Consider the following 20,758-nt stretch of genomic DNA (forward strand, 5'->3'; position numbering starts at 1 on the left):
GATCTTGATCCTCCTGCCCAGGATATCGCCGCGAAACCTCTCATCCCTGACAAGAAATGGCACGTCGGGCACGTTCCAGGCTTTACGATCATGCGAGGCCGGACGTCGAGGGAGCGGACATGGCGGAGCAGGTCGGACGGGTCCCGTCCGGAGTCGACGTGAACACGCCGAGTCCCGCGCGAGGCTACGACTTCCTCCTCGGCGGCAAGGACAACTACGCCGCCGACCGGGAGCTGGCGCAGAAGATGCTCACCGTCGCGCCCGACACCCGGGCCGTCGCCCGCGCCAACCGGGCGTTCCTGGTCCGCGCGGTGCGCACGCTCGCGGAAGCCGGGGTGCGGCAGTTCATCGACCTCGGCTCGGGCATCCCCACCTCGCCGAACGTGCACGAGGTGGCGCGGACGGTGCACCCGGAGGCGCGGGTCGTCTACGTGGACGTGGACCCGATCGCGGCCGCGCACGCCCGCGCGTTGCTGGCGACCGACGCGTCGGTGACCGCCGTGCGGGCCGACGTCCGCGACCCTGCTTCGGTGCTGGCCGACCCCGGCGTCACCGGGCTTATCGACTTCGCCGAGCCGGTCGGGGTGCTGATGGTGGCGCTGCTGCACGTGGTCGCCGAGGACGCCGACCCGGACGCGCTCGTGGCGGCGTTCCGCGCGCCGCTGGCGTCCGGCAGCCACCTGGTGGTGTCGCAGTTCTCCACCGACAGCGACCCGGCGGCGATGGAGCACGCCTCCCAGCCCGGCCCGATCCAGATCACCTTCCGGTCCCGCGAGCGCATCGGGACCTGGTTCGACGGGATGGAGCTGCTGGAGCCGGGCGTCACCGACGTCACCGCCTGGCGGCCCGACGGCGCCGCGCCCGCCGAGCAGGCGCGCAGGATGCGCATCGCCGCCGCCGTCGGCCGCAAGCCTTAGGTGTCGGACCCGGTCTATCCTCGCCTCATGCCGCTCCGCCTTCCGCGTCGCCGCACGCTCGGCTGGATCACGCTGGGCGGGGTCGCCGGGTACGCGCTGGCCTGGCTGGCGATCAGCGCCGTCATCCTGCTGGTGAGCGAGACGATCCGGATCTCGGACCGGACGCAGCGGCCCGCGCCGCTGCCCGGCGTCCACAACTTCGCCCGCGTTGACGACCGCGTATGGCGCGGCGCGGCTCCCACCACCGCCGGATACCGCGCCCTCGCCGAACGCGGCGTGCGCACGGTGGTGGATCTGCGCGCGGAGAAAGATGTGCAGATACCGCGCGAAGTCACCTCCCTCGGCCTGACGGTGCTGCGGCTGCCGGTACGCGACGGGCAGACGCCCACCGCGACCCAGGTGGACCGCTTCCTGGCCGTAGTACGCGAGGCGCAGGGCCCCGTGTTCGTGCATTGCGGCGCGGGCGTGGGCCGCACCGGTTCGATGGCGGCAGCCTACCTGGTGGCCACCGGGCAGGCCGACGCCGTCACCGCGACGCGGCGCAGCCTGGCGGTGGGGCCGCCGTCGCTGGAGCAGATCGCGTTCATGCGGGGGCTGCGCGGCGGGCGCGCCGCCCGGCCGCCCGTCGCGCTGGTGGCGCTCAGCCGCGTCGCGGACTCGCCCCGGCGCTTGTGGTCGCGGCTGCGGCGTTAGGGCACCGTTCCGGCACCGGAGGACGCTATTAGATGACGAGTACGGCACGGTTCGCCGTTGTCTGTTGACACCCGGGGCCCGACGGCGGTTGATAGCACTGGACCAAGTCGTACGGAGGAGACAGGCCCGCTGCGGTCGGCGCGCCCGTGGGCGGGCGTGTTGCCCCGCCGCGGTCGGGGCGCCGTCGGTAGAGTGACGCCCGCGATTCTCATTGATCGCGACATTGAAGGATGAACACGGCGTCTCGACCGCCTGTCACTGTTGGGGTGTGGACATGGAGGGTCGTGCGGACGGCCGGTTGGCCCGGACGCCGGAGAACACTCCGCTGGTCGGGCGGCAGCAGGTGCTCCAGATGCTGGAGCAGGCGCTGGACGACACCGCCGGCGGGTCGTTCCGCTTCGTCGCGCTGGTCGGCGAGCCGGGCGCGGGCAAGTCCCGGGTGCTGGGCGAGCTGACGGTCGCCGCCGGGGCGCGCAAGCTGGCCGCGCTGGCCGGGCGGGCCGCCGAGTTCGAGCAGGAGATGCCGTTCGGCGCGGTGGTGGACGCGCTGGACGACCACCTGGAGGAGAACTTCCCCGACCTCGGCCACGGCGCGGTGCGGCTGCTGGCCACGGTGTTCCCGGCGCTGTCGACGAGCCTGGCCGACCCGCCCGCCGCGCTCGCCGGCGGCGCGTCCGCCGCCACGCCGGTGGCCCGCTACCAGCTCTACCGCACCGTGCGGCACCTGCTGGAGGAGCTGGCCGCGCCGTCGGGGCTGGTGCTGGTGCTGGACGACCTGCACTGGGCCGACGACGCCACCATCGAGCTGCTGGACCACCTGGTCCGCCACCCGCCGCGCGCCCGCGTGCTGATCGCGTGCGCCTACCGTCCGGCGCAGGCCGCCGCGCGGCTGGCGGGGCTGGTGCACGCCTCGGTGCAGGGCGGTTGCGGGCACCGGGTGCCGATCGAGCCGCTGACCGAGCCCGAGGTCGCCGAGCTGCTGGGCCCACGCGTCAGCCGGGCGCGCTGCCGCGAGCTGTTCCAGGCCAGCGGCGGCAACCCCTTCTACCTGGAGGCGCTGGCGCGCAGCACCGAGCCGTTCGCTGGCGGCGAGCAGCAGGGCGACCTGCCGCCCGCCGTACGCGCCGCGCTCCAGCTGGAGCTGAGCGGGCTGTCGCCCAACGCGCTGCTGGTGGCGCAGGGCGCGGCGGTCGCCGCCGACGAGTTCGCGCCGCTGCTGGCGGCGGCGGCGGCCGAGGTGTCCGAGGGCACCGCGCTGGAGGCGCTGGACGAGCTGGTCGCCCGCGACATCGTGCGGCCGAACGCCGAGCGGTTCCGGTTCCGGCATCCGCTGGTGCGGCACGCCGCCTACGGGTCGGCCGCCGCCGGGTGGCGGCTGGCCGCGCACGGTCGCATCGCCGTCTACCTGGCCGGGATCGGCGCGCCCGCCGCCTTCCGCGCCCGCCACGTGGAACGGTCGGGACGCGTCGGCGACCGCGACGCCGTCGCGACGCTGGTGGAGGCCGCCCGCGCGTTCGCCGGGCAGGCCCCGGCCACCGCCGCGCACTGGCTGAAGGCCGCGCTGCGGCTGATGACCGAGAACGGCGCGCTCACCGGCGACCCCGGCGAGCGGGGCGCGCTGCCGTCCCGGCTGGAGCTGATGCTGGAGCTGGCGCAGGTGCAGTCGGTCGGCGGCCACCTGGCCGAGGGCCGCGAGACCGCGCACAGCCTGCTGAAGCTGCTGCCCGCCGACGCCTACGAGCACCGCGGCCGCGCCGCCCGGTTCGCCGCGCTGATGGAGCGCCAGCTCGACCGGCCCAACGAGGCCCGCGCGCTGCTGCTGGACGAGCTGCGCCGCATGCCCGACCCGCGCTCCTCCGCCGCCGTGCCGCTGCGCATGCGGCTGATCGCCGAGCGCATGATGCGGCTGGACTTCCGCGCCGCCCAAGCAGTGCTGGACCTGATGCCCGACAACTCCGCCGACTGGGACCCCAGCCTGGAGGTGGCGGTCGCGGCGATGCGGCCGATGCCCGCGCTGGCGGCCGGGCGCGTGGAGGACGCGGTCCGCTACGACGACGCCGGGGCCCGGCTGGTGGACGCCGCGCCCGACGAGTACCTGGCCGACTGGATGGACGCCATCGCCTGGCTCTGCTGGGCCGAGACGATGATGGGCCGGTTCCGGGGCGCGGCCGAGCGGTTCGGCCGCGCGGTGCGGGTCGCCCGCGCCACCGGCCAGCTCTACATCGTCACCAACCTGATGGCGGGCCTCGCCCGCTCCTACGGGACGCTGGGGCGGCTCGCCGACGCGACGGCCGCCGCCGAGGAGGCGGTGGAGGAGGCGCGGCTGCTCAACTCCGGCCAGCAGCAGGTGTTCGCGCTCACCCAGCAGAGCCTGATCGCGGGCTGGACCGGCGACGACGACACCGCGCTGCGGATCGCCGAGGAGGCGATCCAGCTCGGCGCGGGCGTCGGCGAGTGGTGGGGCTCGATGGCCCGCTACGCCCGCGCGGTGGCGCTGCTCGGGCTGGGCCGCCACGACGAGGGCGCGCAGGCGGTCATGGACACCTGCAACGGCTTCGTCAACCCCACCCTGGACGCGCGCACGCTGCTGTCGTGCTGCGAGATCATGGCCGCCACCGAGGCGGCGCGCGGCCGGGGCGCGGCGGCGGTGGAGTGGGCCGACCGCACCGCCGCGTTCGTCCTGCCCGGCCTGCCCGCCCACAACGCCCCCGCGCGGCTCGCCCGCGCGCACGCGCTGCTGCACACCGACCCCGCCGCCGCAGCGGCCGAGGCGCTCGCCGCCGCCGCGGACTTCGCCAGCGAGGACCTGCGGCTGGACGTAGGCCGCAGCCACCTGCGCGCGGGCACCGCCTACGCCGAGGCGGGCGACCGCAAGGCCGCCCGCGACCAGCTCAAGACGGCGGTGGCGGTGTTCGAGGAGTGCGGGGCACGCGCCCTGCACGCGCAGGCGGTGCGCGAGCAGCGGCGGCTCGGGGTGCGGGTGCCTGCGGGCGGCGGCGGGCGCAGCGCCGACCCGGGCGGGCTGTCCAAGCGCGAGCTGGAGGTCGCGGCGCTGGTGGCCGAGGGCCGCACCAACTCGCAGATCGCCGAGCGGCTGTTCGTCAGCGTCCGCACCGTCGAGACGCACCTGTCGCACATCTTCGCCAAGCTGGGGGTCACCTCACGCGTCGGCGTGGTAGGCGCCCTGAACCGCGACCCAAGCGACACCGTCCCCGACTGACCCGTCCCACCGCCGGAACGGCAGAACCGGCGCGCCCTCCGTGGCGTCTCACCCGAACAAGGCCCGATACCCGGACCGTCCGCGAGCAAACGACGATCGGGGTACGGGGGGCAAGTCAGGACTCTCCCCCCATCTGGGACCCAGCGGGGGCGGCCGGAAGCGGGACCGACCCCCGCACCACCAGGGACCGCCCCCCGGTGTCGGCCGCCTCCACCCGCACGCGCAGCAGTTTCAGCGTCCGCGCCTGCAGCCTCTCGTCGGCCCCCTCCAGCCGCGCTCTCGCGAACGCCGCCAGGTGGCAGGCCGACCGGTCCACCTCGCCCAGCTCGGGCGGGGCGTCCATGACCTGCAATTCGGCCAACCGCTCCCGGGCCACCCGAAGGTCGCTCTCGATCGCGGACGTAGCCGCCCTCACCACCTCGGCCGGGAAGCCCTGCCGGGCGTAGTCCACCACGACCGTGGTCAGCGAGGTCTCCAGCTTGGCGACCTGCGCCTGTACCTGCCGCAGCTCGTCACCGGCCGAGGGGGCGGCAAGCCCCGCCAGCCACCGCTCGGCCAGCGCCTGCAGGCGGTCCGGGTCGCCCAGCAGCGACACCACCTCGCCCCACACGCGGGCCTCCATCTCGTCGGCGGCCAAGTGCGCGCAGTCGCAGCGCGGACGCTCAGGGTCCGGCACCGGGCTCCAGCGGCGGCTGTGGCACCGGTAGCGCCGCGCCGCACGGTCGCTGCGGTACCAGCCGCCGTACGTCTGCCCACAGGCCGAGGTGAACAGCCCGCCGCCCAGCGGGTAGACGAACTCGCGCGGAGCGGCCCTGGCGACCTCGGACCGCACGGCCTGCAGCCGCGCGAACTCGTCCTCGGTCAGCACTTGCTCCTCGGCCTGCCACACGATCGGCTCGCCGTACTTTCCGGACGCGCGGCGGCCACCGCCCCACCGGAACTCGCCCACCAGGTTCCGCGACTTGAACACGTCCCGCAGCGTGTGGTGCGACAGCGGCTTGCCCTGCCTGCCCACCACACCCATGGCGGCCAGGCGCTTGGCGACGGTGGGCCAGCCCGCGCGCTCGGTGACCCGCCACTCCCACGCCCGGCGCATCCAAGCCACCTCGTCCTCGTCCAGCACCGGCCGGGACGTGCGGCCTGTGCCCTCGATCTGCCAGCCGTACGGCACCACCCCGCCCGGCCACCCGCCGCGCCTGGCCTTGCCGCGCTGCCCGTGGGCCAGCTGCTCGACGATGCTGTCCCGGTCGAACTCGGCGAAGCCCAGCATCTGCGTGCGGAACAGGCGGCCCTCCTTGGTGGCCGCGTCCACCTCGCCCTCGACGGTGGCCAGGACGACGCCCAAGCGCTCAAGGTCGGCGCTGATCTGCAGCCCGGCCAGCGCACGCCGGGCGTACCGCTTCCAGTTCAGGACCACCACGCCATCGAACCGGTCTCGTGCCGCGTCGGCCATCAGGCGGTCCCAGTCGGGGCGGCTGGCCACCGTGCCCGTGAAACCCTCGTCGACGTAGACCCCCACGACGGTCCAACCCTTGCGCTCGGCATACTCGCGGTTCCGCCGCAGCTGCTCGGGGATAGAGGTGGTGCCCTCGGCCGCCTGTTCCTCGGTGGACACCCGCGCGTACAGGACAACTCGCATCTTGCCTCCTAGCCGTCTGCTACATAACGCGGCCGGGGAAAGGTCGTCATCCCCCCGGCCGGAACCTTTACCTGCGCGCCGCTACTGCCACTCGCCGTCCGCGCCCGGCTTGTGCGTGCAGGTGGCCTTGCCGAGCTGGTGCTGTGCGTGCCCGTGGCGGTCCACCGTCGCCGGGTAGCTGCGCTTGCCGTGGCTCACGCGGACCTCGGTGCCCTTGGCGGGTGCGGTGGCCTGCGCCCTGGCGGCCTTGGCCTGCGCCCTGGACGCCAGGCGGTCGGCGGACGCCCGGACCTTCTCCACCAGCAGCGCGGACGCCCCGGTCTCGCGCGCCGTGTTGACGGCCAGCAGCGTCGCGGCCTCGACGTCGAGACTGCCGCTGGCCACCCGCTCCGCCGCCTCACGCCCCAGACGCCCGACCATCCGCGCATCGTGGCCAGGGGCGAAGGTGCGGCGGGTCGTGGCGGTGCAGTCGGCCGAGCACTGGCAGGGGCGGACGGCAGGGGCTGCCTTCGCGGCCGAGGGGGTGGCCCGCTTGGCGGGTGCGGTCTTCGCGGCGGGGGTGGCCTGCTTGACGGGCGTCTTGCTCTTCACCATGGGGGCGCTCCTTTTCGGAGGGGGTGTTTTTGAAAGGGAAACCCCAGCGAAACAGCGCCCGGATATGCGCCGCAAGATATCGGCCACATAATGGCCGTATAATCCCGATCACAGGCCACGGCACCGCCGCGCTTTACGCCGCGCCTTTCACCGCGTCCGGTAACCGGCCCCTACCCTGTACGCCATATGGGCGGTAGGTGTACATGCCATATGGCATACCCACCCCCTATCCGCCCCTGCCATGCGGTCCTGCCGTGCCGCGTTGCGGTGCGCGCGCACGCGCTGTGTGCGCGCACGGCCAGCCACTCGCGCGTTGCTGTTGCGCCGTGTCGCACGGTTCGCACTCGGCTCTGCTGCGCGTGCTCCGGCTCAGCGCCGCTGTTCACGGCCTGCGTGCGTGCTCTGCCGCCGCTCACGCCGCCCACACGCGCGCCGCGCGCTCCAGCGGCCGTGCGGCCTGCCCTCCGCTGGCCTGTGGCGGGCAGCCCAGGACAGGGCCTCGGAAGGCGACGAGAAACCTGCCCAGGGCCGGGGGTTGTTTCGGTGCCCGGCCGCCCCTCGTGCGGCTTCCCGCGTACCCCTCCGGCCCTCGGGGACACCAGGGGAAAGCCCCCTCGCCGCCCTCGGACCTCCCACATATAAAGGGGCACCCGGTAGCGCGAACGGAAGGGGGGTATAGAGGGCGACCCCGCCATCCTTTCTCTTTGAAAACTTACCAATACGGCATACCTCTAAGTACTCAGAGATATTCACTCGACAAGCCGATATACCTCTGACGGATATGGAGAGACCCCGGTCCGGGGTGCCGAAGCCCGGTCCGGGGCCGCTCGGGCGGTTGTAGGACCCGCCCTGTGTGCCGCGCGCGGCGTGTGAAGTTGGACGGGCTACGGCTCCGAGCCCAAGACGACGCACCTCTCGGAACCGCAACCCACGGGCGGGGGTGGCTGGCGACCGAAACCCGCCACCCCCGCCCGAGCTTTAGGCGGCGACCGTGATCTTGGTGAAGGCAGAGGGGCGCAGGACCGCCACACCGAAGCGGCCCTCGGCGCGGAACTTCACCTGGTTGGTCTCGAACAACTCGCCGGACCGGTCGGCGTCCAGCCGCAGGTCTTCGCGCACCACCAGCCGCACCATGGTCCAGTCGCCCATCAGCGCGGTGCCTGCCGGGACGCTGGGGCTGACGATCGGTGCGACCAGGCCGAGGATGTTGCCCAGCCCGGCACCGATCAGCCACGCGCCGTCCGAGGTCTGGGTGAGGTCCATCGTCTCGGCGTCGGACGGGTGCAGGACCACCGCGTTGGGGTTCTCGTTGGCGAGCTGCATCGCGGTCCGCGCCTTGCGCAGCGTCTGGTAGATGTTGCTGCTGAACGCCTGGGTGCCCACGCCCGAGGTGTTCAGGATGCCCGTCATGTTCTCGCCCGACCCGGAGCCGCTGACGAGCTGGGTCTCCACCGCGTCCACGACGCCCGAGTACATCTCGGCTTCCAGCCACCGCAGGACCTCTGCGTGGTCGGCAAGGATGCGCTCGGGGATCGCCTCCGACAGGTGTGCGATGACCCGCACCCGGTCCTCGATCGGCGTGGCCGTGTAGACGCTGGTCGGCTTGGTCGCACCGTCCGCGACCGGTGCGGCGTTGCCCGTCCGCACGGTCTGCCGCAGGTACTCGAACTCGTTGCCGCTGATCGGCTGGCGGTTCACGACCAAGTCCACCAGACGCGCGGGGTTGGTCGGCTTGGCGACCACGTCCGGCAGCAGCGGGTTGGGGGTGTCGATCGAACCGGATGTCAGCGCCTTGACGCCGTGCGCGTGCGCGGTCCGGTCCAGCTTGGTCTTGACGACCTGCGCCCATTCGCGGCCGGTGGCGAACCCGCCGGACTCGGCGGCCTTGTGCTGGCCACCCCTGCGCGCAGGGACGCCCTGGTCGGTCCAGCCCCTGTCCATGGCCTTGAGAAGCGTTTCGAGGACGTCGATCTCATGACGCAGCTTCTCGACCTGCTGGACCTTCTCCCGGCCCGTCAGGCCACTCAGGCACTTGATCCGGGACGCGTCCGGCTCGTCGCCGGGTCCGGAATCGGCCTCTTCGAGGGCGCGCTTGTGGAGCGCCTTCTTCTGTTCGAGCTGCTCTTCGATCTGCTTACGCGTGCCACCCATGGTCTTGTCTCCCTTCCGGCCGCCTGGCCGGACGTAGCGGATGAAGGTCGGTCAGCCGTTCACCCAGGGAGACCACGACTCGCCTGCAGGTGGCCCGGGGCACCACGAGCGCCGGGGGCTTTGCGCGCGTTTCAACACCCATAGATGATCTTGATATTTCAGCCGTCGAGCCCGGCTTCGAACTGTCGGGTCTCCCACCACAGCTCAAGCGATGCGGCCATCGCCCGCCACACCCGCCACACCCCCTCCGGGACGCGCGGGTCGGCCCGCAGCTCCAAGGCGCGCACCCCGAACGGCTGCGCCCAGTACTGCGGGTCGTTGTCGGCGGTCACCCACCGGTCGATCTCTTCGTCCAGCTCGCGCAGGACGCGTTCTTGCTCGGGCCCCGTCAGCTCGGCCAGCGCGGCGATCACAAGGCTCTCGCGCACGGCGGGGCAGTCGGTCGGGTCAGTCACGGTCGTGCTCCTCTCGGTAGGCCAGCCCGTGGCCGGGCGGCTCTGTGTGGGGTCTGGGAAGGGCTCTCCGCACCGGGGTGGGGTTCGGGCACCCTTGCGCCCCGGTGCGGGTTTTCCATGGGCTGCCAGGGCGTCACGCCACCTCCCCGGCCCGCGCCGTCGCGCACCCGTCCACGAACGCCCGAACCTCTGAACTGGTGCGTCCCTGGCGGTACCCGAAGATGTCGTCCAGGGCGTTGATCAATCCCCTGGTGTCGGACAGCCCGTGCTTGCCGACACCGCGTTCGCCAAGGTGTGCCGCCCACCTGTTCAGGATCTTTGTGAAGCGCGGCCCGGTCTCGGGCCACGCGCACGGCTCGCTGCACAGGTCGACGGCAAAGCCCTCGAACACGTTCTCAAGCGTGTAGGTCCTGGTGTCCAGGTACCACGACCCCCACGCGCTGGGCGTGGTCTCCCACGAGACGGTTTCCATGATCCTTGCTCCTCTCGGTCGTGCGTGCCGTCGGTGTGCTGGCCCAGAGCCAGGCCCGGCCCCTGGCCCCCACGGGGCCCTACGGGGCCCCTGTGGGGCCAGGGCCAGGTCTGGCCCCCGGCACCTGGCCCCGAGGGCCAGCCGACGGGACGGGGCCTGTGAGGGTGTGGGGCCAGCCGGGGCCAGGGGCCAGGGCCAGCCAGATCTGGCCCCAGTGGGGCCAGGTGCTAGACGGCCTTCCACCGGGCCACCGCCTCTTGCCAGAGCTTGTCGCTCTTGAAGCCCTCGCCCCCGTTGGGGAGGGTGGCCAGCAGCGCCTTCTTGGCCGCGCCCCGGCCTGCGGTGGTCGGGTCCAGGTCGGACGCCTGGAGCGCCTCGACGAGCTTCCTGATCTTGTCCTCGGGGTCGGCAGGCCCAGACTGCGGCGGTCGGCCGCCCTTGGCCGGGGCGGCGGTGGCCAGGACCAGCGAGTCGCCCGTCAGCCCGCCGACCCCGGTCACCTGCTCGAAGGTCAGCGCCAGGTCCGGGGTCTGCTCCGCGTTCTTCTGCTTGGGGTTGGCGAGGGTGGCAGACGGCGGCTTGCCCGACATCACGAACTCGGAGGTGATGGCGGCCGGGACCGCCGACGACCCGCGTCCCCGCGCGGCTTCGTAGCCCGTGTGGTGGACCAGCACCACGCACGCCCCGGTGGCCTGTCGCAGCGTCTCCAGGCGATCCACGACCACGCCCATGTCCAGCGCCGAGTTCTCGTCCACCCCGACCGTGATGCGGGCCTGCGTGTCGATGACGATCAGGTCCGGCCCGATCCGGCGGCACGCCTCCACGAAGGCGTCCCACTCCGGCCCGGTGGCCTGCAGCGGCCGGGCCAGGAACTGCACGTTCTCCAGCTTCCGGCCGCTCCGGGACTCCCAGGCCCGCTTGCGCTGCCCGAACCCGTCCGCGCCCTCAGCGATCATGTACAGGCTCCGCCCCTGCCGTACCTGGTGGCCGTGCCAGTCCTGGCCCGCGCCGACGCACGCGGCCCAGTCGAGCGCGACGAACGACTTGCCGGACCCGGACGGCCCGTTGAGCCTGGCGATCGAGTCGCGCTCCAACCACCCCGCCACCAGCCACTCAGGGGCCGGGATCGCGTCCAGGCCGTCGCCGTCCAGCAGCTCGCCGAGGATCTGGTCGGCGGTCGAGCCGGACTCCAGGGGTGGAGGGTGGCGGGCCTCCAACCGCTCCTGCAGCGATCGAGGGTTTTTGGCCCCGTACGCGAAATCGTCCATGAGCTCGGCCTGCGCGTCCGGGTGAACCTCCTCCAGCAGGTCGGCCAGTTCGTCCCTGACGGCCTCGGTCGCGCACTCTTCGAGTTCGCCCTCGGCCAGCAGGTGGCCCAGCTCTCTGGCGGCGTCCTGCGCCGCGTCGAAGTCCCGGAGCCGGTAGCAATCCGTGGCGTCGTCCCAGACCCGCAAACCCCTCAGGTCGGCTAGCAGCCGCTCAAGCTGGCGCAGGCCGTCCGGGGTGGCGAGCTTGCCGATCGGGATCGGCTGCCCCTGGTCGTCGTAGGTCACGGCCCGCCACCGCCGTCGCTGGCCCCGACCTCGTCCGGGAAGGTCCGGATCCAGGCCGAGCAGCCCGTGCCCGGCCACGTCCGGTAAGGCTCGAAGCCCGCCGCGTGGAGCCAGGCGCGGGCGGCACGCAAGGTGCAGACGGTCCACTCGGGGTCGGCCGGGCCCTCGGCACCGCTGGCGAGCTGGACGACCACACCGCCGCCGTCATCCTCGGCCAGGCCGATCACCGGGTACAGCAGCACGGTCGTACGGCCGGGAGCCCGGAAGGTCGCGACGGCCACGTGCTCAAGCGGCGGCATCGGAAGTCACCTCCCCGGTCTCCTCGCCGGGGGGTCGATCTGCGACGGCCTGCTGGTCCTGATTCGGCAGCGGCCCGAACAGCAGCGCCATCAGCCGTGCGGCGCGGATGTCGTCAGGCTCGAACACCCACTCGGCGGTCACGTCACGCATCGCCGCCGCCCTCGGCCGGGACCGCGAAGAAGGCGTCGATCGAGCAGCCGAGCGCGTCGGCAAGCTGCCCCAGTCGCTTGGCCGAGGGGGTGGCGGCGGCCCGCGCGGTGCGGGGTCGTTCGTAATTGAAGACCGTGTTCGGGGTCGAGTCGATCTTGATGGCGACCTGCATGCGGGTCAGTCCCGCACGCTCACGTTCGCGGATCAGGGCGTCCGGCGAGTACTGCTTCGCAGCCATGGCGGCTACCTCCAGGTGTGAAACCTGGAGCCGGTAGGGGCGACGGCTCTGCTGGTACGAGAGCACCTTGCGATGCTCTCTCCACCCCGTGTCACTCACCTGGATCGGTGCCGCGAATTCGCGCGGATGCCGGAGTGCCGATTGGCCCCTCACGACCCATTACACCCGATCGGAGCGCAGGCAAATACCCCTCAGGGCGGTGTGACGTAGACCACGCGTTGGGAGGGCGTGGGAAACCCGCGAGGGGCGCGAGGGGGTTCTCAGGGCGCAGCAGCGGCCGGGCAGGTTTCCCGAGGGGCTCCGAAGGCTTCCCGGAGGGCCTCGGGGACACCTCGGACAGCAAGCGGCCCCGGCACCCATGGGGGGTGGCCGGGGCCGCAGGTTCAGCCGCTACGCGGCCTGCTGCTCTCCGTCCCGCTGGTCGGGGCGGTAGGACTTGATCTTCGCTCGGACCTCGCCGTCGTCGTTCTCGTGCACGACCCGGACCGTCACGCACTTGCCGATCAGGTCCTCGAAGTCAGCGTCCTCGAAGCCGACCTCGAACGCGGCGCAGACCTGGACCGCCTTCCACAGCAGCCCGTCACGCAGGACCACGTAGTCACGCAGGCGCTTGGCCGACCAGGGATCGGCCAGCTCGAAGTCGAGCACCACCATCTCGTCGCCGCGCTTCGACGTCGTGTACTCCGCTCCGATCAGCTCCACCCGGTGCGTCCCCTCCGGGAGGAGTTCCGCCTCCTGCTTCAGCTTCTCGACGAGCTCAGGCTTGAACCTCATGCGTCCGCCCCCTGGTCCTGGTAGTCGAATCGGTCGGGCGCGATCCGATCCAGCATCCGCTGGTAGTCGAACTCGCGCATCTGCTGGGCCACCGCCCAAACGTCAGGGTCTACCTGGCCCGGCTCGAAGACCGGAGCCTCGAACTCGGGCTTGGCCTTCGCCCGCCACTCCGCGTCGGACTCGTCCGCCAGCTTGGCGATCACGTCCGCGATGTACGGTGCTTTCACCTTGCTATCCCCCGTCCGCCGAGCCCCCGCTCGGCTGTGGGGGATATAACGCCACGTTTGGGAATACGCCTTCCCGAAGGCAGGTAGATCTTTAAGTCCTGGTCAGCGGGTGGGCTTGGAGGGGTGGCCCGCCTGCGCGTCGGCCAGCAGCCTGCCGTACCAGGCGAGCCATTCGGCGTCCGCCACCTCGTCCGGCATCAGGGCCAAGCCCTCGGCCAGCAGTTCGGCGGCCTGCGCGTGGCGGCCGAGGAAGTGCAGCACCACGCCCCGTTGCATGGTCAGCATGGCCCGGTCGTAGAAGTACGCCGAGCCCGGTCGGCCGTCCGCGTCGTACGCTTGCTCGGCCTCGTCCATGGCAACCAGGGCCGCGCGCTCCTCGCCCCGCAGGGCCAGGCCGCGCGCCTGCTGCTGCGCGGTGATGGCGCGGGTGGCCGGAAGCTGGGCCAGCCGCCGCGCGGCCCCGGTCGAGGCGAGCATCGTCCCGGTGTCGCGCTGGAGCCACGCCAGGTGCCCGCGCATCGACAGCGCCGTTGCGCTCGCGTCCTGGTCGTCGGCCTCCAGCGCCAGCCGCAGCGACAGGTCGTACAGCCGCCCGGCGTGCCGGAACTGCCGCAGCGCCGAGTGCAGCCAGCCCGCGAACTGCGCGGACGAGGCGGCCACCAGGGTCAGCCGCTGGCGGGCTTCGCCCCTGGCCTCGAGCAACGCCTTCTCGGTGGCGCGCTGGTGCGCCTGCGCCGCCGGAAGCACAGCCGTCGCGCCCGCTACGTCCTCAAGCCTGCGGTGCGCGTCCAGCACGGCCGCAAGGGCTCTGGCGTCGGCAGGTCCGGGACGGTCGGTCCGCAACGCCCTGGCCTTCTCGGCGGCCTCTTCCAGCACCGCCAGCGGCACGCCCAGGGTGGTGGCCAGCGCGGGCAGGTCGGCCACCGGGATGCGACGGCCGGACTCCCAGCGCGACACCTCCCAGCGCGTCAGCGCCTTGCCCGTCAACACGTTCAGCCGGTCGGCAAGCTGCTGCTGCGACAGCCCGGCCGAGATGCGCAACTCCGCGATCAGCGGTCCGATCGGCTTCGTCATCTGTGGGCCTCCGCTGTGGGTGTGGGCCAGGCAACTCCTGCCGGATCACGCGGCTGGTGCGCTGGGAAGTCCGGGCACACACGGTGACAGAGAGGCCACGCCATGGAAACCCCGCCAGCACCCCGACGCTGGAACCCGCCGCGCCTGTTCTCGTGGGACGTCCCCGCCGCCAGCACCAGCGGCGTGACGGACGACCCCCAGCGCGCCATCCGCCACATCAAGCAGGCGCTGGCCACCGCCCCTCTCGGCAGTCGCGCCACCGTCAAGCGGGTCGCGCTGGGGTGCGCGCTCAATGGCGAGTACCACGTGATCGACCAGGTGGCGGCGGCGCGCAGGGACCGGACCTCGGGAAAGGTCGTCTGGGAGCTGTAGCGGCACACGAGCAGGCTCGTGGGCGCGTCCCCTCCCCTCCAGAGGGACGCGCCCACAGCCGTGCCCGGGTGGCGTCGCATCACGGCTTCACCTCCAGGAACGGACGGCTCCGGTAGGTGAACCACGAGCCGTCCCGGTACGTCGGACTACGCGAAGACCACGAACGGTACGGGTCCCACGTACGTGGAAAGCCAGGGTTTACCACGATGCCCGGCCCCGCCCCGGGGCCGCATCATCAATGCGGACGACGACGGAGGCGGGACATGGAACGGACGATCGCGCGGTTCACCCTCGACGGCGTACGGGACGCCGACATCACGGTGCACCCGTTCGCGACCGAGGACGGTCTCGGGCTGGAGCTGACCCGCTTCACCCGCGGCGAGTCCGACGACGTCGTCCTGCTGGTGCACGGCCTCACCTCCGCCAGCGACGTGTTCATCATGCCCGAGCACCGCAACCTCGCCTCCCACCTGCTCGACAACGGTTTCACCGACGTGTGGGCGCTGGACTTCCGCATGAGCGGCCGGTTCCCCTACGACACCGAGACCCACCGCTACACCCTGGACGACATCGCGCTCCACGACTTCCCGGCCGCGATCGACGTGCTGCGCCGCCATATCGGGGGCCGGCGCCTGCACGTCATCGCGCACTGCCTGGGGTCGGTGTCGTTCACCATGAGCCTGTTCGCCGGGAAGGTCACCGGGATCACCTCGCTGACCTGCAACAGCGTCTCGCTCACCCCCCGCGTCCCGGCGTTCTCCAAGCTGAAGCTGTCCTTCGGCCCGGCGTTCCTGGAGTACGTGGTGGGGCTGCCGTTCATCGACCCGCGTTTCGGGGACGCGCCGATGTTCACCCGCGGCTGGATGTTGTCGAAGGCCGTCTCGCTGTTCCACAACGAGTGCGGCGAGACGGCCTGCCACCTCCAGAGCTTCCAGTGGGGCGCGGGGCGGCCCGCCATGTACGAGCACGCGAACCTGCTGCCCGTCACCCACCAGCGCATGGCCGACATCTGCTGCGCGTCGGGCCTGCACTACTACCGGCACGTCCGCAAGATGGTCGAGGCCGGGAACGCGGTGAAGTACGACCGGCGCAACTCCGCGCACGCCGCCCTGCCCGACGACTACCTGCGCGACGCGGCCGAGGTCGAGACGCCGCTGCTGCTGCTCGCGCCCGAGCGCAACAAGGTCTTCACCGACTCCAACGTGCACTTCCACAAGATCCTGGAAGAGCTGGCGCCCGGCCGCCACGAGCTGGTCCCGCTGCCCGGCTACGGCCATCTGGACCCGCTGATCGGCAAGGACGCGCACGTGGACGTCTTCCCCAAGATCGTCGACTTCCTCAAGCGGCACAGCGGCTGACCGGCCCACCGACAGAAGGAACAGGAACACAGATGGAGCACTTCGACGCGATCGTCGTCGGGTCGGGATTCGGCGGCTCGGTGGCCGCCTACCGGCTCGCCGAGGCGGGGCGCTCGGTGGTGCTGCTGGAACGCGGCCGGGCCTTCGGCCCCGGCGACTTCCCCCGCTCCCCCGCCGAGATGGGCCGGGCCTTCTGGGACCCGGCGGCCGGACTGCACGGCATGTTCGACGTGTGGCGCTTCGGCGGTTGCGACTCGGTGGTCTCCGCCGGGCTCGGCGGCGGCTCGCTGATCTACGCCAACGTGCTGCTGCGCAAGGACGAGCGCTGGTTCTGCCACGAGGAGCTGCCCGGCGGCGGCTACGAGTCGTGGCCGGTGACGCGCGCCGACCTCGATCCGCACTACGACGCCGTCGAGCGGATGATCGGCGTCTCGCCGTACCCCATCGACCGCCCGCCGTTCGACGACACCCCCAAGACCCACGCCATGCAGGACGCGGCCGCCGAGCTGGGGCTGCACTGCACGCTGCCGCCGCTGGCGGTGTCGTTCGCGCCTTCCCCCGGCGCCGAGCCCGGCTACGGCCTGCCGATCGTGGACGCCGGGTACGGCAACCTGCACGGCCGCCCCCGGCGCACCTGCCGGTTGTGCGGCGAGTGCAACATCGGCTGCAACGAGGGCTCCAAGAACAGCCTCGACCACAACTACCTGTCGGCGGCCCGCCACCACGGCGCGGACCTGCGCACCTCGCACGAGGTGAAGGCGGTCCGGCCGCGTCCGGGCGGCGGCTACGAGGTCGACTACCTGCACCACCAGGACATCGACGCGCCGGGCACGCCGTCGCGGGCGACGCTCCAGACCATGAGCTGCGACCGCCTCGTCCTGGCCGCCGGAACTTACGGCACCACGTTCCTGCTGCTGAAGTCGCGCGCGGCGTTCCCGGGGCTGAGCGACGCGCTGGGCACCCGGTTCAGCGGCAACGGCGACCTGCTGACGTTCCTGCTGAAGGCCAAGGACCGCAACCGGATCCGCCCGCTGGACGCCTCCCGCGGCCCGGTCATCACCACCGCGATCCGGCTGCCCGACACCCTGGACGGCGTGCCCGGCGCGGGCCGCGGCGCCTACATCGAGGACGGCGGCTACCCCGGCTTCGTGGACTGGCTGGCGCAGCCGTTCGACCTCGGCGACCAGGTCGAGCGCGCGGTGAAGTTCCTGTGGGGGCGCTTCACCGAGTTCTTCAAGGACGCGCCCGACACCAACCTGTCGGAGGAGCTGGCCTCCCTGATCGGCGACGGCGCGCTCACCGCGAGCTCGCTGCCGCTGCTGGGCATGGGCCGCGACACCCCCGACGGCGTGTTGTCGCTGAAGGACGGCCGGCTGGCGGCCGAGTGGAGCACCAAGAGCAGCGAGCTGTACTTCGAGCGGCTGCGCAAGACCATGCAGGGCATGGCCGACGTGCTCGGCGCCGACTACGCCGACAACCCGGTGTGGTTCCGCAAGCGCGTCGTCACCGTCCACCCGCTGGGGGGCACGCCCATGGGGGCGCACCCGGACGAGGGCGTCTGCGACGCCTTCGGGGAGGTGTTCGGGTTCCCCGGACTGCACATCGCCGACGGGGCGGCGATGCCGGGACCGGTGGGCCCGAACCCCTCGCTCACCATCGCCGCCATGGCCGACCGGATGAGCACGCGGATCCTGGAGGGGGCCGCGCCCGCGCGGCGCTCCTCCGCGGGGGCCGGGCCGGTGGGGACCGGCCCGCAGCACGACGCGGCGTACGGGCCGGATTCGGGGCTCCTCGACGGGACCAGGGGACCGTCCCCCGAGGAGACCGGCCCTACGTCGTTGTCGTTCACCGAGACGATGACCGGGCACCTGACGTTCGGCGCGACCGACCCGCGCGCCGGCGAGCGGTCCGCCGACCGTGTGGCGGCGTCGTTCCGCCTGACCATCACCGCCGACGACGTGGAGCGCTTCCTCGCCGAGTCCGAGCACACCGCGCGGGCCGAGGGGCACCTCACCGTCGCCGGGGACCGCCGGCCGGTCGAGCGGGGCGTGTTCAACCTGTTCGCCCCGGCGGGGCCCGCCGACCGGCGCCTGATGCGCTACCGGCTGCACCTCACCGACGGGCAGGGCCGCGCCCGCACGCTGGTCGGGGAGAAGAACGTCCTGCACGGCCCGCCCACGCGGATCTGGCCGGACACCTCCACCCTCTACGTGCGGCTGCTGGAGGGCCACCCGGCCGACGCCGAGGCCGACGGGGACGCGGCGGTGCTGGGCGCGGGCGTCCTGCACATCCAGCTCACCGACTTCGCGCGGCAGCTCACCACCTTCCGCACCGCGGGCCCGCGCGGCGCGGCCGCCCTGATCGACTTCGGCCGGTTCTTCGCCGGCGAACTGTGGGAGGTCTACGGCCCCGACCTCGACTGAACGGGGCCCCACGAACGCGCAAGGCCAAGAGAACTGCGGGGTGCTCTTGGCCTTGCGCCCTTTTCCGCGCCTTTCCGTCAGGCGAGCCGGGACCGGTAGACGGCGCGGGCGGCGTCGATGAGGTCCAGGTGGTCGGCGAGCTGCCGCTCGGTGTCCAGGCGGCCGTGCTCGCGGATCATCGTCTCCAGGCCGTCCAGGAAGTCCAGGCACCACCGCACGTCGGCCGGGCGCGCCACCGACGCGCCCGCCACGTCCAGGCGCACGGGGCTGGTGTGGGCGAACGCGCCCCCGTAGTGCAGGGCGCGCGGGTGGGCCGGGCCGGTGGCGACCGCGACGACGTAGGTCGGGTCGCCGACCGTCAGCTCGGCGGTGACCTCGCCGGGCGGTCCCTCGGCCAGCACGCCGTCGGCGGTGCGCAACTGCACGGTGAGCACCTCGGGGCCGACGCTGCGCGCGGTGACGGTGACGGTGTCGCCCGCCGCCAGATCCAGCACGTCGCCGGGGCCGTACGCGCCGGATGGGTCGGTCACCTCCAGTTCCAGCCACGGGCCGGTGGTGGCGAAGGTGCGCCCCGCGCGGATCGCGTCGGCGAACGAGGCGGCGGTGAGCGGCCCGTCCACGCGGGCGTAGACGCGTTCCCAGCCGGGCGGGCTGGACTGGTTGCCGCGCCGCGCGAACGACAACATCGCGTCGGTGCCCGCCGTCACCGCCAGGCGGCAGCCCGCGCCCAGCAGCCGCCGGTACACCACGGCGGTCGCCTGCACCGAGGAGTGGTTCAGCACGTCGAGGCTGTCCACCAGGCCGAGCGCGGCCCCGGCGACCAGCTCGCGGGCCGAGCAGTTGCGCCCGGCGGTGAGCGCGGCGGCGGCCGGGGCGTCGTCGTCGAACGGGACGTGGAAGGGGTGGCTGTAGCCCATGACCGCGCCGAGCGCGCGCAGCTCGCGGCAGCCCTCGGCGTTGGGCGGCCAGTCCACGGTGCCGAGGAAGCCGGTGTGGTAGCGGCCGGGCGGGGCGGCGACGCCGAAGGCGTACAGGTGGCCGAGCAGGTCGTTGCGGTACTCGACGCCGAGGCGCGCGACGTGCGAGGCGTCGGACCAGGGCAGGTCCCGTCCGGCCCAGTGCTCCAGCGCCTCGCGGTCGTAGACGCGTTCGGAGGAGACGTTCCCGGCGACCAGGTTGAGCACGTGCAGGTCCTCGCCGTGCTGCACCGCGGCGGCGTGCGCGGGGGTGCCGACCGTGTCGCCGGACCAGTTCATGTGGACGTGCATGTCGCCGCCGTACCAGCCGCGCGCGGCGGCGTCGTACAACCTTCGCGGGGTCAGCTCGACCAGGGTCTCGGTCCCGGCCTCGGGGGTGACGGCGCGTTCCTCGGTCCCGTACTCCATGCCGCGCGTGACGGTGACGGTGAGGGGTTCGGCGGGAACGTCCAGCACCAGGTCGTCGCCGTGGAAGTAGGGGCGGCGGTGGGCGTCGATGCGGTGCGGCGCGCCCTCGGGGTACCAGCCCTGGCCGTTCTCGCCGCGCACGCTCCAGCGGCAGGGGAACCCGGCGCGCAGCCGCAGCCGGGCGGCCGGGGCGGCGCGGGTGAGGGCGTCGAGCGGGACGGGGACACGGTCCACCGCGACGCGGCTCTCGGAGGTGACGGGCACCAGCAGTGCGCCGCCCGCCGACACGACGTAGACCGAGCCGTCGATGTGGACGGTGACGGGCTGGTCGCGCGAGGAGTCCAGGAGCAGGTGGGCGCGGAGCGGCGCGCCGTCCAGGACGGCCCGGGCGCCGACCTCCAGGGAGACGCCGCCGGGGGTGACGCGCAGCGCGGCGACGTTGTCGGGGACCTCGCCGTCGAGGGCGTCGCGGATGACCTCGTGCATGTCCAGCTCGCGGATCAGGTCGTCGAACCGCTCGGCGGTCGCGCCGGGCTCGCGGTCCAGGACGTGCTGGAGGCAGGTCAGGTGGAACCTGTGCTCGTCCAGCACGAACGCGCTGGTCTCGATCTGCCGGACGTAGGGGACGGGGTCCTCGCCCCAGGTCGGGCCGTGCCGGGCGAGCAGCTCGCGGTAGTCGTCGAGGGCCTGGCGGACCGAGGGCGGCAGCTCCGTCTCGTCGCACATGCGGCTTCTCCCCGTCGGGTGGTGTCCGGACCGCCGT

Annotated in this window: 19 protein-coding genes; 6 read left to right on the forward strand and 13 right to left on the reverse strand. The window is 72.8% G+C overall.

Going from position 1 to position 20,758, the window contains the following annotated elements; all coding sequences use genetic code 11:
- The first annotated feature begins 119 nt into the window (after positions 1-119).
- The 3 genes from AH6_RS16835 (at position 120) to AH6_RS16845 (ending at position 4,830) form a co-directional block, all read left to right on the forward strand.
- Positions 120-917: an SAM-dependent methyltransferase gene (locus AH6_RS16835; RefSeq protein WP_067480632.1), complete on the forward strand. Its 798-nt coding sequence runs from the start codon at positions 120-122 to the stop codon at positions 915-917.
- 27 nt (positions 918-944) lie between these two features.
- Positions 945-1,610, forward strand: a complete 666-nt coding sequence (locus AH6_RS16840; protein ID WP_067480845.1) for a protein-tyrosine phosphatase family protein — start codon at positions 945-947, stop codon at positions 1,608-1,610.
- A 274-nt stretch (positions 1,611-1,884) separates the two neighbouring features.
- Positions 1,885-4,830, forward strand: a complete 2,946-nt coding sequence (locus tag AH6_RS16845) for a helix-turn-helix transcriptional regulator (protein WP_067480850.1) — start codon at positions 1,885-1,887, stop codon at positions 4,828-4,830.
- Between the two features lie 115 nt (positions 4,831-4,945).
- Here the strand turns inward: AH6_RS16845 and AH6_RS16850 are convergent, their stop codons facing one another.
- From AH6_RS16850 to AH6_RS16900, 12 genes are all read right to left on the reverse strand, one after another.
- Positions 4,946-6,469, reverse strand: a complete 1,524-nt coding sequence (locus AH6_RS16850; protein ID WP_083982981.1) for a recombinase family protein — start codon at positions 6,467-6,469, stop codon at positions 4,946-4,948.
- Between the two features lie 81 nt (positions 6,470-6,550).
- The gene (locus AH6_RS16855) at positions 6,551-7,063 is read right to left on the reverse strand and encodes a hypothetical protein (RefSeq protein ID WP_067480637.1); all 513 of its coding nucleotides are present in this window, start codon (positions 7,061-7,063) and stop codon (positions 6,551-6,553) included.
- Between the two features lie 978 nt (positions 7,064-8,041).
- Complete coding sequence (locus tag AH6_RS16860; RefSeq protein ID WP_067480640.1) at positions 8,042-9,214, reverse strand: phage major capsid protein; 1,173 nt, start codon at positions 9,212-9,214, stop codon at positions 8,042-8,044.
- A 158-nt stretch (positions 9,215-9,372) separates the two neighbouring features.
- Positions 9,373-9,669: a hypothetical protein gene (locus AH6_RS16865; protein ID WP_067480643.1), complete on the reverse strand. Its 297-nt coding sequence runs from the start codon at positions 9,667-9,669 to the stop codon at positions 9,373-9,375.
- 133 nt (positions 9,670-9,802) lie between these two features.
- A complete protein-coding gene (locus tag AH6_RS16870; protein ID WP_067480647.1) occupies positions 9,803-10,141 on the reverse strand; it encodes a hypothetical protein in 339 nt (112 codons plus the stop codon).
- A gap of 227 nt (positions 10,142-10,368) precedes the next feature.
- Positions 10,369-11,694 (reverse strand): AAA family ATPase, encoded by a 1,326-nt coding sequence (locus AH6_RS16875; protein WP_067480650.1) that lies wholly within the window; start codon positions 11,692-11,694, stop codon positions 10,369-10,371.
- Positions 11,691-11,993: a hypothetical protein gene (locus AH6_RS16880; RefSeq protein ID WP_067480652.1), complete on the reverse strand. Its 303-nt coding sequence runs from the start codon at positions 11,991-11,993 to the stop codon at positions 11,691-11,693. Before AH6_RS16880 ends, AH6_RS16875 begins: the two co-directional genes overlap by 4 nt.
- Complete coding sequence (locus AH6_RS43795) at positions 11,980-12,144, reverse strand: hypothetical protein (protein ID WP_157431529.1); 165 nt, start codon at positions 12,142-12,144, stop codon at positions 11,980-11,982. Before AH6_RS43795 ends, AH6_RS16880 begins: the two co-directional genes overlap by 14 nt.
- Positions 12,137-12,382: a helix-turn-helix domain-containing protein gene (locus tag AH6_RS16885; protein ID WP_067480655.1), complete on the reverse strand. Its 246-nt coding sequence runs from the start codon at positions 12,380-12,382 to the stop codon at positions 12,137-12,139. Before AH6_RS16885 ends, AH6_RS43795 begins: the two co-directional genes overlap by 8 nt.
- Before the next feature lie 390 nt (positions 12,383-12,772).
- Positions 12,773-13,156, reverse strand: a complete 384-nt coding sequence (locus AH6_RS16890) for a DUF669 domain-containing protein (protein ID WP_067480657.1) — start codon at positions 13,154-13,156, stop codon at positions 12,773-12,775.
- Positions 13,153-13,383 carry a hypothetical protein gene (locus tag AH6_RS16895; RefSeq protein ID WP_067480660.1) on the reverse strand — a complete coding sequence of 77 codons (231 nt, stop codon included), beginning with the start codon at positions 13,381-13,383 and terminating at the stop codon, positions 13,153-13,155. Before AH6_RS16895 ends, AH6_RS16890 begins: the two co-directional genes overlap by 4 nt.
- Positions 13,384-13,485: 102 nt before the next feature.
- Positions 13,486-14,457: a helix-turn-helix domain-containing protein gene (locus tag AH6_RS16900; RefSeq protein ID WP_067480662.1), complete on the reverse strand. Its 972-nt coding sequence runs from the start codon at positions 14,455-14,457 to the stop codon at positions 13,486-13,488.
- A gap of 102 nt (positions 14,458-14,559) precedes the next feature.
- On the opposite strand from AH6_RS16900, the gene AH6_RS16905 reads away from it, so the two are divergent.
- From AH6_RS16905 to AH6_RS16915, 3 genes are all read left to right on the forward strand, one after another.
- The gene (locus AH6_RS16905; RefSeq protein ID WP_067480664.1) at positions 14,560-14,829 is read left to right on the forward strand and encodes a hypothetical protein; all 270 of its coding nucleotides are present in this window, start codon (positions 14,560-14,562) and stop codon (positions 14,827-14,829) included.
- A gap of 263 nt (positions 14,830-15,092) precedes the next feature.
- A complete protein-coding gene (locus AH6_RS16910) occupies positions 15,093-16,187 on the forward strand; it encodes an alpha/beta hydrolase (RefSeq protein ID WP_067480668.1) in 1,095 nt (364 codons plus the stop codon).
- Between the two features lie 32 nt (positions 16,188-16,219).
- Positions 16,220-18,610, forward strand: coding sequence for a GMC oxidoreductase (locus AH6_RS16915; protein WP_067480672.1), 2,391 nt, complete (start codon positions 16,220-16,222; stop codon positions 18,608-18,610).
- Positions 18,611-18,687: 77 nt separating this feature from the next.
- Here the strand turns inward: AH6_RS16915 and AH6_RS16920 are convergent, their stop codons facing one another.
- Entirely contained in the window at positions 18,688-20,721 is a 2,034-nt protein-coding gene (locus tag AH6_RS16920) for a CehA/McbA family metallohydrolase (RefSeq protein ID WP_067480675.1), read from the reverse strand.
- Positions 20,722-20,758 lie beyond the last annotated feature (37 nt).

The organism is Actinomadura hibisca NBRC 15177 (genome assembly GCF_001552635.1).
In the GTDB taxonomy this organism is placed as follows: Bacteria; Actinomycetota; Actinomycetes; order Streptosporangiales; family Streptosporangiaceae; genus Spirillospora; species Spirillospora hibisca.